At 45.6% G+C, this 16,658-nt stretch carries 16 protein-coding genes; 13 read left to right on the top strand and 3 right to left on the bottom strand.

All coding sequences use genetic code 11. The features are described 5' to 3' along the window. The first annotated feature begins 83 nt into the window (after positions 1-83). Positions 84-3,779, top strand: coding sequence for a S8 family serine peptidase (locus V1499_RS17820; protein ID WP_409271267.1), 3,696 nt, complete (start codon positions 84-86; stop codon positions 3,777-3,779). Positions 3,780-4,342: 563 nt separating this feature from the next. Here the strand turns inward: V1499_RS17820 and V1499_RS17815 are convergent. Beyond that, positions 4,343-4,708, bottom strand: a complete 366-nt coding sequence (locus V1499_RS17815; protein ID WP_409271266.1) for a hypothetical protein — start codon at positions 4,706-4,708, stop codon at positions 4,343-4,345. A gap of 6 nt (positions 4,709-4,714) precedes the next feature. Here V1499_RS17815 and V1499_RS17810 point away from each other — a divergent pair, with 6 nt between their 5' ends. The 11 genes from V1499_RS17810 to V1499_RS17760 all read left to right on the top strand — a co-directional run bounded on the left by V1499_RS17810 (position 4,715) and on the right by V1499_RS17760 (position 14,032). Beyond that, positions 4,715-4,891 carry a hypothetical protein gene (locus V1499_RS17810; RefSeq protein ID WP_409271264.1) on the top strand — a complete coding sequence of 59 codons (177 nt, stop codon included), beginning with the start codon at positions 4,715-4,717 and terminating at the stop codon, positions 4,889-4,891. Between the two features lie 167 nt (positions 4,892-5,058). Then, positions 5,059-5,955, top strand: coding sequence for a heme o synthase (gene cyoE, locus V1499_RS17805; RefSeq protein WP_409271262.1), 897 nt, complete (start codon positions 5,059-5,061; stop codon positions 5,953-5,955). 466 nt (positions 5,956-6,421) lie between these two features. Then, positions 6,422-6,562 (top strand): cytochrome c oxidase subunit 2A, encoded by a 141-nt coding sequence (locus V1499_RS17800; protein ID WP_409271260.1) that lies wholly within the window; start codon positions 6,422-6,424, stop codon positions 6,560-6,562. A 15-nt stretch (positions 6,563-6,577) separates the two neighbouring features. Continuing rightward, a complete protein-coding gene (locus V1499_RS17795; protein ID WP_409271259.1) occupies positions 6,578-7,039 on the top strand; it encodes a cytochrome c oxidase subunit II in 462 nt (153 codons plus the stop codon). A gap of 15 nt (positions 7,040-7,054) precedes the next feature. Then, positions 7,055-8,734 (top strand): cbb3-type cytochrome c oxidase subunit I, encoded by a 1,680-nt coding sequence (locus tag V1499_RS17790; RefSeq protein ID WP_409271257.1) that lies wholly within the window; start codon positions 7,055-7,057, stop codon positions 8,732-8,734. 377 nt (positions 8,735-9,111) lie between these two features. Further along, positions 9,112-9,744, top strand: a complete 633-nt coding sequence (locus tag V1499_RS17785) for an SCO family protein (protein WP_409276331.1) — start codon at positions 9,112-9,114, stop codon at positions 9,742-9,744. Further along, positions 9,741-10,298 (top strand): hypothetical protein, encoded by a 558-nt coding sequence (locus tag V1499_RS17780; RefSeq protein ID WP_409271255.1) that lies wholly within the window; start codon positions 9,741-9,743, stop codon positions 10,296-10,298. Before V1499_RS17785 ends, V1499_RS17780 begins: the two co-directional genes overlap by 4 nt. A gap of 401 nt (positions 10,299-10,699) precedes the next feature. After that, positions 10,700-11,944 (top strand): GTPase family protein, encoded by a 1,245-nt coding sequence (locus V1499_RS17775; RefSeq protein ID WP_409271253.1) that lies wholly within the window; start codon positions 10,700-10,702, stop codon positions 11,942-11,944. A 146-nt stretch (positions 11,945-12,090) separates the two neighbouring features. Further along, positions 12,091-12,465 (top strand): hypothetical protein, encoded by a 375-nt coding sequence (locus tag V1499_RS17770; protein ID WP_409271251.1) that lies wholly within the window; start codon positions 12,091-12,093, stop codon positions 12,463-12,465. A gap of 57 nt (positions 12,466-12,522) precedes the next feature. Continuing rightward, positions 12,523-13,137: a nucleotidyltransferase family protein gene (locus tag V1499_RS17765; RefSeq protein WP_409271249.1), complete on the top strand. Its 615-nt coding sequence runs from the start codon at positions 12,523-12,525 to the stop codon at positions 13,135-13,137. Between the two features lie 175 nt (positions 13,138-13,312). Next, positions 13,313-14,032 carry a hypothetical protein gene (locus V1499_RS17760; protein ID WP_409271247.1) on the top strand — a complete coding sequence of 240 codons (720 nt, stop codon included), beginning with the start codon at positions 13,313-13,315 and terminating at the stop codon, positions 14,030-14,032. A 109-nt stretch (positions 14,033-14,141) separates the two neighbouring features. On the opposite strand, the gene V1499_RS17755 is transcribed toward V1499_RS17760, so the two are convergent. Continuing rightward, positions 14,142-14,297, bottom strand: a complete 156-nt coding sequence (locus V1499_RS17755) for a hypothetical protein (protein WP_409271246.1) — start codon at positions 14,295-14,297, stop codon at positions 14,142-14,144. A gap of 307 nt (positions 14,298-14,604) precedes the next feature. On the opposite strand from V1499_RS17755, the gene V1499_RS17750 reads away from it, so the two are divergent. Beyond that, positions 14,605-15,462, top strand: coding sequence for a DUF6544 family protein (locus tag V1499_RS17750; RefSeq protein ID WP_409271244.1), 858 nt, complete (start codon positions 14,605-14,607; stop codon positions 15,460-15,462). A 61-nt stretch (positions 15,463-15,523) separates the two neighbouring features. Here the strand turns inward: V1499_RS17750 and V1499_RS17745 are convergent, their stop codons facing one another. Beyond that, positions 15,524-16,306: an alpha/beta fold hydrolase gene (locus V1499_RS17745; protein ID WP_409271242.1), complete on the bottom strand. Its 783-nt coding sequence runs from the start codon at positions 16,304-16,306 to the stop codon at positions 15,524-15,526. Between the last annotated feature and the right edge of the window lie 352 nt (positions 16,307-16,658).

Genomic DNA, 16,658 nt, shown 5'->3' with positions numbered 1-16,658 from the left:
ATGGTGATTTAATAAAGGGGGAATCCATTGCATTGTAAAAGAAGATGGAGTTTGTGGAATATCTAAAATTGGGGGGAATATAAGTGAGGTTTAAAGGATACCGAAATTATTCTAGCAAATTACTAATTTTCGCTCTTATTTTATCATTGTTGTTGCCAAGTTACGGCCATGCTGCTAGTGGCCAGCCTAAAAAGGATCAACTGAGTAATGAAGCCATTATGCAAATGAAGAGCATAATTGCAGCCCAGAAGGCCCAGGCCGAAAATGGGCCAGTATTGCATCCGGATCTCGAAGACCTTTCTGGCGATAATGAAGTTTCAGTAATTGTAGAACTGTCGGAGCCTCCTGTCGCGCTAGTGAAAGGCATGAAAAAAGTGACAGGGAAGCCATTTACAAAAGCCGATGAAAAAGGTGTAGAGCAAAAAGTTTTCGGCCAGCAGAAAAAGTTTGAGAATGCAATGAATTCAAAAGGGATTAAGGCAAAGAAGGGGTTTGAATATAGCTATACGTACAACGGAATGTCCCTGAAGCTAAAAGCGAACCAGGTAAAAAAGCTTCTGGCTATTCCAGATGTCGTACTCGTTGAACCAGATCTTGAGGTCCGTGCTCTAGGAACTCCCTCGGGAGAAGAATCATATTCTCCAACAGCAACGAACAGCAATAACTTCTTGGATGTTCCATCGATATGGGATATGGGCTTTGAAGGACAAAATGTGAAGGTTGCTGTTCTGGACACAGGTATTGACTACAATCATCCTGAGTTTGAAGGTGTTTACAAAGGCGGCTACAATTTTGTCAGCCATGCAACAGGTTATTCACGACAAAGAGATGCCAATGACCCGTATGAAACATCACCTATGGATCGACCTGCCAACAGAGCGGAATTCGACGCAAACGGAAATTCGTTTTATACAGATCATGGTACCCATGTCGCAGGTACAATCGCTGCACAAGGAAAAAATCCATACAGCATAAAAGGGATCGCGCCTAAAGTGGAGTTGTATGCATACCGAGTACTTGGTGCTTATGGAAGCGGGGCAACTTCTGGAATCATTGCCGGGATTGATAAGGCTGCCCAGGAGAAAATGGATATTATCAATTTGTCGTTAGGTGGAAGCAGCAACAGCCAGACCGCTTCTGACGCAATTGCTGTCAACAATGCCGCGCTTGCCGGCACAACGGCTGTTATTGCTACAGGAAATAGTGGGCCAAATAGGGGTACGATCGGGAACCCGGCATCTGCCGCATTCGCAATTTCAGTAGGGAACTCGACAATTCCTGAGGAGACAAAAAAGGCGAATGTCAATATTACAGTAGCCGGTTCTCCGCAAACCAGCTATAACCTTAACATGATGGGCTGGAAATTTGGCTCAAATCCAGAACAAATCCTGAACGGGACCTATGAAGTCATAGCTATACCGAATTTCGGTGTCGATGCGGATTACGCAGGTTTGAATGTGAATGGGAAAGTAGCACTTGTGTCCCGCGGCGGCGGCATTCCTTTTGTTGATAAAATTGCCGCTGCGAAAAAAGCCGGTGCCATCTCGGTTATTATTCACAACAACGGTGGGGCCAACGGAAACGGTCCGGCGGGAATTCTCCTCGGCGACTCTTTCCCTTTCATTCCGGCATTTGACATGTCAACAACAGACGGAACCGCTTTGAGAACCGCATTGTTGGAGAAAACGGCGACCGTCACATTCAATAATTTTGAATCAGGAAAAACTGTTGGGGACGATATTAACAATTCAAGCTCCCGTGGCCCGTCAACGCCAACGTTTGATATCAAGCCGGATGTATCCGCACCGGGAACAAACATTATGTCTTCAGTTCCTGCCTACAAGAAGGATTACCCGAATGCGAATTATTCGGAGTCTTATGCACGTTTTACCGGTACGAGCATGGCGACCCCGCACGTAACAGGCATCGCGGCGCTCCTGAAATCCCAGCATCCGGAATGGACGCCTTTCGATCTGAAGGTTGCCATTTCGAATACGGCAAAGCAGCTGGACACAGCTAAGTACGATGTATTTTCCCAGGGCCCTGGCCGTGCGCAGCCACTTAAGGCAGTAACCGCCGAAGCACTGGCTTATGCGAAGGATACTACCTCTTTTTCCGGAAAAACCTATGACAATGTTAAAGGAACCGTTACTTTCGGGAATGTGCCGACCAGTACGGTGAGTGCTTCAACTATTTCAAAAGAAATTGTTGTGAAAAATTTGACGGGGAATGCAAGCGAGTACACCGTTACGGTCCAGGTCACAAAGGCTGCGACAGGTACAATTGCTGGCGCAAATGTAACTATCGACCAAATGAATTTTACCCTTACAGGTGAAACGAAGCTAAAGGCAACCCTGAACGTGCCAAAAGGATCTGGTTCAACCGGGAACGAATTGCTTGGCTACATTCACATTACGAATGGGACAACAAAGCTGATTCTGCCGTTCGCGGCAAGTTTTGCACCGCCTACTGGACTGAAAAGCTTCTCGATCGACAGCTATCACATTTCTCCGAATGGCGATGGGAAACTCGACAGCACAACAGTCCGCTATGAGTTTCATAATGCTCAAAGGACAACATATCTAGAACTATGGGATGCGGCAAATCAGGAGGCTGGCTTTTATGGAGACGGCTACCTTGGCTACCTTGTGGCTGCGTCATCGACCAGCACAGGCCCAAAAACAGCAGCTTTCAATGGACAGATTACACAATGGGGAACCGGAACAAAAGCTATGGCTCCGGACGGGGTTTATACGCTTGATTTAACAACATTGAACGCACTAGGTACGGCTATCGCCACCTTCAACTGGATCGGGCCGATTTACGTAAAATCGACGCCTTCTAACATTATCGCGGAAGACCGATATACGTTCTCCGGTCCGGATTATTCGTTTAACAGTGCTATCGAAGATTCCTATGTGAATTTTGGGCCGACAGTTGAAGAGGTTTTTGGCATCGACTATGATGTCAATGCGAATCTTCACGCCAGTTATGAATTGACAAATAGCAACGGCGATTTGGTTTCCAGCGGACCGATTACACTTTCACAGGACGGGGCATTCGGTCTTGATTTGAAAGGGCTGACACTCGGTGAAAACAAGCTGAAAATCACCGTCGACGACGAAGCGAAGAACCATGTTGAAAAGGAAATTGTCCTTGAACGAATCGATACCGCCGCACCGGCAACAAATGTAGCCGTAACAGGGACTGAAGGATCCAATGGCTGGTACACGTCCAATGTCAAGGTTCAATTCACAGCCGAGGACGAAGAAGCAGGGGTTAAGGCAACGGAATACAAAATTGGTGAAGGCGAGTGGACTGCCTATAATGAGGCGATCGAGCTTAGCAATGAAGGAATCCACGAGATTCAATTCCGGAGCACGGACAATGCCGGAAATATGGAGGAATCTCAATCCGTTGTAATAAAAATTGATAAGACCGCGCCTGTCCTGAAGGCTACAGTCGACAAGGCGGAATTGTTCCCACCGAACAATAAGTTTGAGAAAATTAAGGTGACATTGACCCATTCCGATACAGTTTCCGGTATTGAATCCGTCGTATTAGAATCCATTAAAGTCAATGATCCAAAATACAAGGACGATGGAATCCAGGATGCAACATACGGAACAGAAGATGTAGACTTCAGCCTGCGCGCTTCCAAAAATAGCGACGACAGCAGCAGAATCTACACCATTACCTACATCGCAACCGACAAAGCCGGCAATACAACAAAAGCAACAACCACTGTCATCGTTCCAAAAAACAAATCAGGTAAATAAAAGTAAAAAAACGGCGGCCAATTCAATTTGGCTGCCGTTTTATTTGTTTCATGTACTTTATTCCCACCATCAATGTCACTCAAATCCCGTTGGTTGTCACCCAAGTTCCCGATTCGTGACAACCAAAGGCCAAAATCCAGTTTGGTTGTCACGCAAGTGCCTGATTCGTGACAACCGAAGGCCAAAATCCAGTTTTGTTGTCACGCAAGTACCTGATTGGTGACAACCGAAGGCCAAAATCCAGTTTAGTTGTCACGCAAGTGCCTGATTAGTGACAACCTAGGGCTAAAATCCAGTTTGGTTGTCACGCAAGTTCCCGATTCGTGACAACCTAAGGCTAAAATCCAGTTTGGTTGTCACGGAAGTCCCGATTCGTGACAACCAAGGGCTAAAATCCGGTTTGGTTGTCACGGAAGTCCCCGATTAGTGACAACCTAAGGCCAAAATCCAGTTTAGTTGTCACGCAAGTGCCTGATTCGTGACAACCAAGGGCTAAAATCCGGTTTGGTTGTCACGCAAGTTCCTGATTCGTGACAACCTAGGGCAAAAATCCAGTTTGGTTGTCACGCAAGTGCCTGATTCGTGACAACTAAGATCGAAAATCCAGAAAGGATGTCACTCAAATCCCGTTGAGTGACATTGTCCGGGTAAAATTCGAAAAGGAAGTCACTCAAATCCTGTTGAGTGACTTTGTTTAGGCGAAATTCGAAAAGGAAGTCACTCAAATCCCGTTGAGTGACATTGTTCGGGTAAAATTCGAAAAGAAAGTCACTCATATCCCGTTGAGTGACTTTGTTTGGGCAAAATTCGAAAAGGAAGTCACTCAAATCCCGTTGAGTGACATTGTTCGGGTAAAATTCGAAAAGGAAGTCACTCAAATCCCGTTGAGTGACTTTGTTTAGGCAAAATTCGAAAAGGAAGTCACTCAAATCCCGTTGAGTGACTTTGTTTGGGCAAAATTCGAAAAGGAAGTCACTCAAATCCCATTGAGTGACATTGTCCGGAGAAAATCCGGAAAGGAAGTCACTCAAACCCCGTTGAGTGACATTGTCCGGGTAAAATTCGAAAAGGAAGTCGCTCAAATCCCGATGAGTGACATTGTCCGGCGATAATCTGGAAAGGAAGTCACACAAATCCGTTGAGCGACACTCGTAAACCGTCCATCTTTAAGTACCGAGCAACCGCCTGCAGTTACCGTTGCTGGCGCCTAAATGGCACTAAAAATTTGTTTAATGGTAGAATAGGGGTAGTTAATCTTAGTGTTGGGAGTTTTGCTGTGATGGTTGCTGGGAATGGTGGTTTGTCTCAGTTTTTGCGGGATGTGCGGTCGTTGTTTAAAGGCCCGGTGCTGGTGGTGAATGTCCTGCCGATTTTTACGGGGTTTTGGCTGGCGCTGTTTTTCAATGGCTATTCTTTCGCGGACCATTTGGATGTGTTTGTGCTGGCGATGGTTGGTGGCACGCTGCTAATGGGCGGGGCCCTTGTCATTAACAATTGGTACGACGTTGATATCGATACAATTATGGAGCGGACAAAGAAGCGCCCGACAGTGACGGGGCATTTTTCGCTAAAATCGGTCTTGATTACGGGGATTGCCATGTCGGTTATCGGGCAGGTCCTCCTGCTGTTCACAACATACGAAGCTGCGATTTATGGCTTCATCGGCTGGTTCTCGTATGTCGTCCTGTACACGATGTGGTCAAAGCGGCGATATACGCTGAACACGGTCATCGGAAGCGTTTCCGGCGCGGTGTCGCCGATGATTGGTTGGACCGCGATCGACTCTGGCTTTCAGCTTGTCCCAATAATCCTGTTCCTGATCCTTTTTATATGGCAAATGCCGCATACATTCGCAATCGCAATCCGGAAATACGACGAATACAAGGCGGCTGGGGTCGCAATGCTTCCGGTCGTGTACGGTTTGCCAGCTACTAAGCGTCAAATCTTTGTTTACATCTTGTGCCTGCTTCCGTTGCCGCTTTACTTAGTATCGCTCGGCGGCATATTCGTCCTTGTTGCCATGCTTGCGAATCTCGGATTTTTGGCGGTTGCGATCCTTGGCTTTTACGCTAAAGATGATATGAAATGGGCACGGGTGCTTTTTCTTTATTCCGTCAACTACATCACAATTATTTTTCTTTTGCCGATCGCCGTGACATTACCGGCTTTTGGGTAAAATTAAGTACTCTAATATGCTCCTCAAAAAAATCTGGGAAACCGCCTAAAGATGCCGGTTTCCCTTTTTGCGTCTACATTTTTTCATCCCCATTCTCCATTTGCCTTCTCTATCCCTTTTTCCGTTTTTTGTCCCGAATTTTCTGTTCCGCTGCACTTATAAAAAAGTCTATTCTCAATTAGCCACTGGTCTGGGGATGTTCACCAATTTGTCACGAATTCATTTTCGGCAATTTTCTTCCTCATTCGCGATGATTCGTATCCCTCTGTAAATCGCAAAAAACCGGTCAGGATAAGGGTTTGAGCGCTATACCTTCCGGTTCCCAAGCATCAAAGTATGACTGTTCGACAGGTGCGGCGGCCAGTTTTTCCAAAAAGAGGGTTGGGGGTGTGATGCAGTTCACTCTGCTGATAATCATTCGCAATTATGATGAAGGTAAGAAAAAAAGTAAAGGGGCTGGTTTACGGTGGCTGCACTAAAAGGGAAGAAGGCGGACAAGGGCAAGGAGACTTCGATGATGGGGACGTTCATTTCGCTTGGGGTTGTTGGCGGCGTGATTTTGCTAACTTATTTCGTACTATTCGGCTTGTTTATGGCCAGGTATTAGGGGGGGGGAACAAAAATGCATCGTTCGGAGAAGGTTTGGTTGGCATTGAGTTTCGGGATGATTATGGGGTTTATGATTTTGACAGGATATCAGACGTTCGCACTGGAGATGGGGCCGCCGAGCGCCAAGGAAACCATTGATCCGCAGCGGGTCGATGAAATCGCACCATTCAATCAGCCGGGCGTGAAGCAGGTTGGCGAGAACGAGTATGAAGTCGTGATGACGTTGCAGGCGTTCAGCTTTAACCCTGCGAAAATCGAGGTTCCGGCCGGGGCGAAGGTGACGTTCATTTTGACATCAAAGGATGTTGTTCACGGGTTTCAGGTCGCGGAAACGAATATCAATGCAATTGTGGTTCCGGGGCATATCCAACGAATTACGCAGGTTTTTGAAAAAGCGGGCGACTATCTTGTTTTGTGCAACGAATATTGCGGCGCGGGCCACCAGATGATGGCCACGACGATTACGGTGAAGTAAAGGGGGGCAGCGAAAATGGCTACAGTATTGGCTCATACGTTTAAAGAAAAGACGAACAAGGCGCTAGGATTTAATCCAAAAGACGCGGTTTTATCGAAATCATACATTTTTGTCGCATTCATGGCCTTGCTTGTCGGCGGATTTTTGGGATTACTTCAGGGGCTGAACCGGGCGGGAATTCTTGAATTGCCGACATGGTTCAACTATTATCAAGTGCTGACGGCCCACGGACTCTTGTTGATTCTAGTCCTTACGGCATTTTTCACCATCGGTTATTTTTACGCGGCGATGTCCCATACATTGGGCGGGCTTCTTCCGAAAGTTAGGAAGATGGCGTGGATTGGCTTTGGGATGAAGATTTTCGGTTTCGTGATGGCGGTCATTCCGATTTTGCTGAACCAGGCTTCGGTTATGTTCACGTTCTATCCGCCGATGGCAGCGTCTCCGTGGTTCTACATCGGTCTCGTGTTCATCGTGCTCGGCGTCTGGATGTGCGCGTTCGGCTGCTTTGTACAGGTAGCGACTTGGAGGAAGCAGCATAAAGGGCAGCACGTTCCGATTATCTCTTACTTTGCGACAGGAGTTTTCATTCTTATGTTCTTCAGCTCGATTCCGGTTGCGATTGAAGTGTTCATGATCATTCCTTGGGCGTTCGGTTGGGTAAAAACAATCAATGTCATGCTCGCAAGGACGCTGTTCTGGGCATTCGGACATACGCTCGTGAACATTTGGTATTTGACAGCCGTATCTGCTTGGTACGTGGTTGTTCCAAAATTAATGGGCGGCAGGCGCTGGAGCGATACGCTTACTCGGGTAGTTATCATTGCGCTTGTGGTAATGAACATTACTGGCGGCTTCCACCACCAGATCGTCGACCCTGGCATTTCTGAATCGGTTAAATTCATGCACGTATTCATGAGCCTTGCGATTGGTTTCCCGTCATTGATGACTGCCTATGCGCTGTTCGCTGTATTTGAAAGGACGGCTCGCCGAAACGGTGGAAAAGGGCTTCTTGGCTGGTATAAAAAAATGCCTTGGGGCGATGTGCGCTTCCTTGCTCCTTTTATCGCGATGGTTGCATTCATTCCGGCTGGGGCTGGCGGAATCGTACAAAGCACGAACCAGCTGAACCAGGTTGTCCACAATACGATGTGGGTTGTCGGACACTTTCATTTAACGCTCGGTATGACGGTTGTGATGACGTTCTTCGGAATCAGCTACTGGCTCGTTCCGTACCTTTCCGGCAGGGTGCTGACCCGCGGGATGAATAAGCTTGGCTTGATCCAGACATGGATTTGGACAATCGGCATGACAACGATGGCGTTCGCGATGCACTATCTCGGATTGATGGGCTCGCCAAGGAGGACTTCCTTCACTACGTATGGCGACCATGCGACGGCAATTGGCTGGAATCCGTATCTTGCACTACTTGCAATCGGCGGCACGCTACTCATTATCGGGGTTGTTCTCCAGGTATACGCCGTAATTAATATGATGTTCTTCGCTCCGAAAGGCGACACTGAATTCCCAATCGCCGAGGAGGAAGAGAATGCTTCAAAGACGCCATATTGGACAGAGCGCTGGGGTGTCTGGATTGTTGTAATGCTGGTAGTGGTCGGCATGGCCTATGTCATTCCGCTGACGGAGTTTATCGTGGACGCGCCTCCGGGATCTCCTCCCTTTAGGACGTGGTAAGGGAGCAAATCGTGTGACGGCCCGCTTGGGGCAGAAGGCCGATTGGTTTTGCAGATTCGCATAACGTGAAAAGCAGTTTGGGGTTTCGCTGATTCGCAGTTTGCGATGACCAGATTAGTTTCTTTGGTTAGCATAGCGTGAAAAGCAGTTTGGGGTTTCACAGGTTCGAAGATTGCGAAGAGCTGTTTGGGTTTGCTTCGCAGTTTGCTAATAGCAGTTTTGGTTTCGGCTAATGCACATGGCTCAGGGATTTTTCGCTGGGCCGTGTGTGTGGCTTGCGTACTGTGGTGCATGGGCCCAAAGGATTTTTTTAAAAAAAGAGGGTTTGGCGATCGGCTGTCTCTGCCAGGGGATTACACTGGATGGAAGTGGTTTTCATGAAGAAGCTTGGAAGAAATACATGGGCGAGTATCGTGGTGCTGCTGTTCGGGGTTGTGCTTTTTTATGTGGGGACGGACGGGTTCCGGGCGTTCACTGCAGAGGCGGCGCGGGTTGAGCGGTTGAAGGCGGATAAGCCCAAGTTTCCTCAGGTGACGCTAGAGGATAGCATGGGGCGGGCGTATCCGGTTTCGGAGTTTAAAGGGAAGTATGTGTTCATCACGTTCCTTTATACAAGCTGCGGGACGGTTTGCCCTGAGCTGGAGATGAACATGGGTGAGGTGTACAAGAAGCTGCCGGAGCGCTATTTGGGAAAGGAGATTGTGTTTTTGAGCATCAGTTTCGACCCTGAACGGGATACTCCTGAGCGGCTTGATAAGTACAAGGACATGTTCGGAAGCGATGGGGAGACATGGCGGATGGCGAGGATTTCGGACCAGGCGGAGCTCGATTCGCTGTTAAAGGAGTTTGGCGTGATCGTGATTCCTGATGGGGAAGGGAATTTCGCGCATAATTCGGCGTTTTATCTAGTCGACCCAGAGGGCAAATTGGCTGACGTGATGGACTACAAGAAGACGGGCGACGCGACGCGAAAGGTTCTTCGGATTCTGGAGGAGGGGGAGAAGCGATGAAACAGGCGAGTTATGGTTTGTTGTTGCTCGTGGCTTTGGTGCTTCCCCCGGTCGCCATTTTCATGGAGTCGATCATGATTGTCCATATGCATATGCAGATGCCGATGCTCGTGGTGGCGGGCTTCTTTATGGGACGTTTTTTCCAGGAAAGGCTTCCGGGCTTTTTTGAAAAATGGAATGGGAATGGCGTGCCGGGGATTCTATTATTTGTGGTGGTGATTGGGTACTGGATGCTGCCGCGGGCGATGGATGAAGCGCTCACGGTCCCAGCGGTCGAACTTTTCAAGTTTATTAGTTTGCCATTATTAGCGGGGGTTCCGCTCCGGGATAGCTGGGGAAAGCTTTCGGGGTTCGGCAGGAACTTGGTTATTGGTTTTTTTACGGGGTTGTTTGTTGGGATGGGCTGGCTTTATATCATGGCGCCTGACAATCTGTGCAACAGTTACCTCGTTATCGACCAGGTTATCCTTGGCTGGGGTTATATCGCCACCGCCGTTGCATTCATCGTGTATTTGGCGTATACCTTCTTTATTAATCCGGCTGATTATGAATAGGGGATGTGTTCCGGACGGGGTTACGGATTTATTCAGACGGTTTTGGTGATTTGTAACGAGCGGCTGTGCAATACTTTTTGGTCCTGGCGGTTATACCGGGACTTTTTTTCGTTGCAGAAAAAATGTTCGCAATGCACCCCGGTTTTGACAGATTTTCGGAAAAACGATGCGCACGAGTCAGAAGTCTTTTTAGTTTGGTTCTGATAAAACCAGATAATCTTTTAGAACCACTGTACCGTCCTTAATGTCCGTTGTCCTAACAAAACGCCACTCCACTAAAGTTGTGTGAGGATTTTGTAATGGGGTATGGTGTTTATGGGTTTATCGGCAATAAAACGTTTTGAAACATTTTTAAAATCAAAACGTTAATAATAAGTGTAAAAGTCGGGAGGGGATTGTTGATGGACAACGGGAAGGATAAGGATGAACAGGTTAAACAAATAGATGATTTGATCAAGTCGATATACGACGGCCTGGTGGCATCTAAACTTCCAGAGGTTTTGAAGAAAAAAATCCGCGGGGAGCTTGAGCAGTTGAAATTGTTCACACTGGATGCGAGGCCGGCCAGGATTGCGATCGTCGGGCGCAGGGGTGCGGGAAAATCGAGCTTGATCAACGCTATCTTCGGTGAGATGCGGGCGGAAATCGGCGATGTGAAAGCGAGAACCGGGATTGGGAAATGGCATACGTACGAATCGGAAGCAGGGAACCTTGAAATCCTTGATACACGGGGACTTGGTGAGGCTGACCGGCCAGAAGAACAATTTTCATACTCAACCGCGATGGAAGAGGTCCAAGCGTCAATTCGGGAAAAATGCCCGGACGCGATTCTTTTTTTAAGCAAAGCAAAGGAAGTTAGTTCAAGAATCGATGAGGACATCAAACAGCTTGCCGAACTGCGAAAAATGATTGAGGTGGAGCATCAGTATTCCATTCCGGTTATCGGCGTCGTTACCCAGGTGGACGAGCTTAGCCCGAAGTCGGTGGATAAACCTCCTTTTGACAATGAAATAAAGCAGAAGAACATTGCCGAAGCGGTCGAAGTATTGGCCACAAAGCTTGAAGAAGGGGTTTCGGTGCCGGTTAAGGTGATTCCGGTCAGCTCCTATATGGAATTCGAAGGTGGTGAGATTGTCTACGACATTCGCTGGAACGTGGATGAACTGCTCGATTACCTGATTGAGCAGCTCCCCAATGAGGCGCAGATGATTCTCGCAAAATTGTCGAAGATTAAATCGATCCAAAAAAAACTGGCCAGGAGGATTGGGAAAAGCGTCGCGGGAATAACTGGCGCGATCGGGGCAAGCCCAATCCCGGGACCTGATATCCCCATCATCACAGGGCTACAGATGGCGATGGTGACGTCAATCGGGCTGATTGGCGGAAAGAGGATCGATAAGAAAGGCGTCATTGAGTTTGTCAGCGCCCTTGGCGTGAATGCCGCGGCTGGACTCGTTTTCCGGCAGGTGGCCCGTCAGCTCCTGAAAATCATCCCGGTTGCCGGAAGCGTCATCTCCGGGGCAGTCGCAACGGCCGGCACTTACGCTCTTTGCGAAGCGGCAATTGCCTACTTCATTGATGAAAGCCCGCTTGAAAATGTCCGAAACATCTACAAAACTATTTTTGAGCAAAGGAAAAAGGAATAGCTGTCGTCCAAGCCACCCGCACCTGTCAACTTTCAAACCGCTCACTTGTTATGGTGGGCGGCTTTTTATGATTTTTGTTTCGCTTTAAGGTCAGTGGGAGAAACGTAATTATGGCCCTTTCGTCAAATTGTTAGGAGGCGTTAACTATGGCAAAGCTGCTAAAAGCTGTTATTTGTTTTCTGGCGGTACTAGGGCTGCTTTCCTGCTCAAATGCGAATGGGGTTTCCGGCGAAATTACTGTACGGACGTTGAATGGTGACGAAAAAATTGTTTTAACAGACAAAACATCCATTCAAACAGTCAAGCAGGCTATCATGAGCGCTGAGCGGGTCCCGGGCATTGTGGACGTGACTTTTGCAGATTTCCGAATGATTGCAGGCGAAGAAACCTATGATTTGTGGCTCCGTGAAGATTCGGGGTCAATCATGAATTTAAAAGATACACACACGATTTATACCCTGACGGCCAAATCGGCTAAAGAGCTTAATGAATTGCTGGAACCGATAATCGATAAACAGTAAACGTTGAAAAATCCACTATCTTCTGTAAAACTCAAGTTGACAGAGGAGAGGAGTGGAATGCAATTGAGCGGTGCCAACAAGCTTGCAACCCACACGGAAGAAGAATTGGAACAAAAGCTAATCGAAATAGTTGAACGTAACAAATGGCTGCAGGAGGCTTTTTCGGCCGCCAATGGTATTTTTGGAGAGTACTATATTGGCGCCGGAGCGGTAACCCAGGCAGTCTGGAACGAGATTTCCGGCTATCATCCACAGCACGGAATCGGCGATATGGACATCGTTTATTTTAACGATGGCGATTTCACCGAGGCAGGCGAAAAGGCAATCGAAAAAAGGCTACAAAGCATGCTACACCCTTTTCCTTTTAAAATTGACGTCAAGAACGAGGCAAGGGTCCATTTGTGGTATGAAAACAAGTTCGGTTACGCAATCCAGCCCTACACTTCGCTAGAGGCGGCAATAGACACATGGCCGACAACGGCGACCGCAATCGGCATTCGAAAAGATGAAAAAGGTACCTACACGGTTTATGCACCTTATGGACTCGGCGATTTGTTTAGGATGATTGTCAGGGCGAATAAGGTGCAAATTACGAGTGAAATTTATGAAGCAAAGGCGGTAAAGTGGAAAGGCAGATGGCCAACATTAACCGTGATTCCGTGGGAAGGCTGAACGCATACATATCATTCACGATCACTTAAACATTAAAGCAGCTATTCGCAACCTAAATGATGGCAATTCTTAGAAGTTCTTTTTTATAAAAAATTTTTGTTAAAGATATATGATCCTATTTGCATGTTAGGAGAAAAGGAAGGGGCAAAAACTTATAAAAACGGCGGAGGAAGTTATGAAGAAGTACTTGCCAATCATGTTTTTAATAATGTTATTATTAGTTTCTTGCCAATCAATAGTGAATAACTCAATGCCTGGAGATGGAGAAGAAGAATATCACGACACAAACCACCTAAAAAACTCAAAAGATGATAGTCTTACATCAAAACAGGAAACAGAATTATTTCTAAAAATTGAACTACAAGACGAAAACCTTCTAAACATTTCCGTTGATAAGGTTGCTGTATTAAATTCGTACTTAGAGCAATTTGAGGATAAAGAGAACGAATTAAATCGGATGCAAGGTAAATATTTGTTTACATACAATCAAAAGGACTATATCCTCTTGAATTACAGTTGTGGATCGAAACTTTGTAATCACCTTTTATTAGAACATAATGAAGGGAAAATACAATCATTGGAGATGGCAGAATTAAGTTTTATGCAAGACTCAAAGCTAAATAATGAATATATAGCCTTTCTCTTTGGTAAAAATGAAGGCTCAGATGTCCTCAGAAATCAAGTCGTTATAGTTGATTTGAAAAGGTTTCGGGAAATTTTTCCTCCAGATGATTTAATAATATTACGTTCATTTGAATATCCGATTCCGATGATAGAGTGGCATGATGGAAATTTAATTGCCAATGTTGCCAATATAACTGACACTTCATATGAAAGTTTAAAAGAATGGAATAAGACAAAAAACTCGCAAAAGTTAAAATGGATAATTCAGTAACTTGGGGGGATCAGAAATTAGGTTCCCTTTGAATTTATCATTAAAATAAACATCTAAATGGAACAGAGCCATGAAAATAAAAATCCCTCCGGACGAGGAGGGATTTTTATCATGCGTACGCGATGCCAGCGCACTTGACGTTATTGATGTCGCCTGAACTGCAAGGGGTAACCGCATAGGTCATTTCACATTTCGGGCAATTCATGACGACTGTTTTCAGTTTGAAAACCTCGCCGCACTCACAGTGGATTTCATGCTCCATCAAAGGAGGTTGCCCTGCTTTTCCTTTACGTGATCAACAACCGCTTTGCCATCTTCCATACTCGAACATCCACAGCACATTACACAACACTCCTTGTCCCTACTGTTTCCCTAACCGTAGCACAACCCATGAAAAAGCCATATGCCAAATATCACAGCCGAAGCAGTGGATCCTACTTAATTCCAATGGTTCGTCCCCTGCATCAACTGAACATTTTACCAAAATGGTACTCCTATGACTTTTGTCGCTTAGGAAAAGTTTTCCGTTTGTTATGATGATTCCGAATAGTTCTTTGGAGGAGGGGTATCACATGCAAAAGTGGAAACTGATTTCGCTGGCTGTTGTTATAATTATCCTCTTAGTCGTAATCGTGCTCCCTAGAATCGCTAAAGTATTTTTTATCAAACAGGCGGAAGCAAGCGCTAATAGTTTACTTAAGGATCGTGATGTACAGAGTTCCACACCCATTGATAAAAATGACATAAAAGACCTTCCATCTCCGGTCCAGAAATGGCTGATAAATTCAAATGCAATAGGGAGGGAGCGAATTAACACCGTCCGGTTAAAGCAGGATGGCCAAATGAGGACGAAAAAAGATGGGCCGTGGATGCCGGTCAAAGCGGAGCAGTACTTTACCGTGGATGAACCCGGGTTTGTCTGGATAGCTGAGGTCAGGATGGCTCCTCTCGTTCACCTGTCTGGAATTGATACTTTTAAGTCTGGTAAAGGAAGTATGAAAATCAAACTCTTTTCCCTCATTCCGGTTGTGAATGCGAATGCAGCAGAGTTGGATTCGGGAACCCTAATGCGCTATTTAGCTGAAATGCCGTGGTTTCCAAGCGCTGCATTGGGTTCTAATATTACATGGGAAGAAGTGGATCAACAATCCGCCAAAGCAACGATTAGCTACAAGGGAATATCCGTTTCAGGAATATTTACCTTCAATGAAAATGGGGACATTGAGAGCTTTAAAGGGAAGCGCTACAGGGAAATGAATGGCAAGTACCAACTAAACGATTGGGGGGGACGATACAAAGGAATTAAAGAGTTTGATGGCTGGAGAATCCCCTTTAAATCGACCGTCATCTGGTACGAAGAAGATGGGGAATTTAATTGGTTTGAGTTTAGTATAAGCGAGATTGAATACAACAATCCTGCAATCTATTAAGTGAAGAAACGAGACCATTTATATTTTTAAAAAAATAGAAGAAACCGAAACCTGGTTTCCTCTATTTTTTTACCACTACCACTTCTTCAGGTAACGAGCCTTCCTGTATCCACTTTTCTACCATTTGGTTAAAGAAATCAGGATTCACGAATGATATCCCGTGGCCAACGTTAGGTATCATTATCCCGGTACAATTTGAATTACTTGAAACTATATCTAATGCTGATTTTTTCATTACTGCTTTTTCCTTGTCACCAACAGTAACTAATATCTTGCCAACTGCTTTATTAAAACCGCTAGGAATTTCAAATGACATATTCTCCTCTAGTATTCTAACAAGAGTATCAGATTTCATTTGAGAACTTTCCTTGTAATAGGTTTCAAAGTATTCATCATCAATATAAAGTGTCTTGGCTTGGAGTTTTGAAAAGGATTTATTTTTAACTAATGGAAAAAATAATTTTATAGACGGTCCTATCATTTTTCTAATAAATGAATTAGGTCTAACTAATGCACTGTTAATGACTGCATAATGAATCAAATTCGGATTCATACTTAACATTTGAATGGTTACTTGTGCACCTAAAGAGAATCCAATAACAATAACCTTCTTGCCATCTGCTATTTTTTCGATCAATTCATTTACTTTTTCAGCACTTGATCGAATTGAAAAGTTTTCGGTATTTTTACTTTCCCCTTGTTCAGGTAAATCTATTGTGATGCAATGAAAGTGGCTGAAGTATTGAATTTGTTTATCCCACATCCAACTACTAACTCCACCTCCGTGTAAAAACACCATTAATGGAGCGTTCTTATCCCCATACTCTTGATAACTTAAATTCAAACCATTCACCTTTTTCATATCTTTTATAGTTCAAAAGAAATATCCTAATCCGTTGGTTGAACAAAGACTGATGAACGCCCACCAGAAGAGGAAGGAGGTTCAACTTAGCGTTTAACCCCTTGGTAATCCTGTTCTTTTTGCGTCGATATTCTAACAAGTTCTAAACGCTTTGCTCACTTTGACAAACTCCCAAAATATTTGTTCTTACATTGATTATCCCAAGAGTTCGGACAAGTATCAAATAACTATATTTTGCCCATAAGAAAAGACGAAGTGGGGACAGACAAATTCTGCGGCTCATTCAAGTTTTCGGAGGAGGCGGAAGAGAGCCGGCCTCCTCCATTAACACCAA

It is taken from the genome of Neobacillus oceani (genome assembly GCF_046237595.1).
GTDB lineage: Bacteria > Bacillota > Bacilli > Bacillales > Cytobacillaceae > Bacillus_D > Bacillus_D oceani.
The sequence above is the reverse complement of the archived record's forward strand: the minus strand, read 5'-3'. Positions and strand labels throughout refer to the sequence as shown.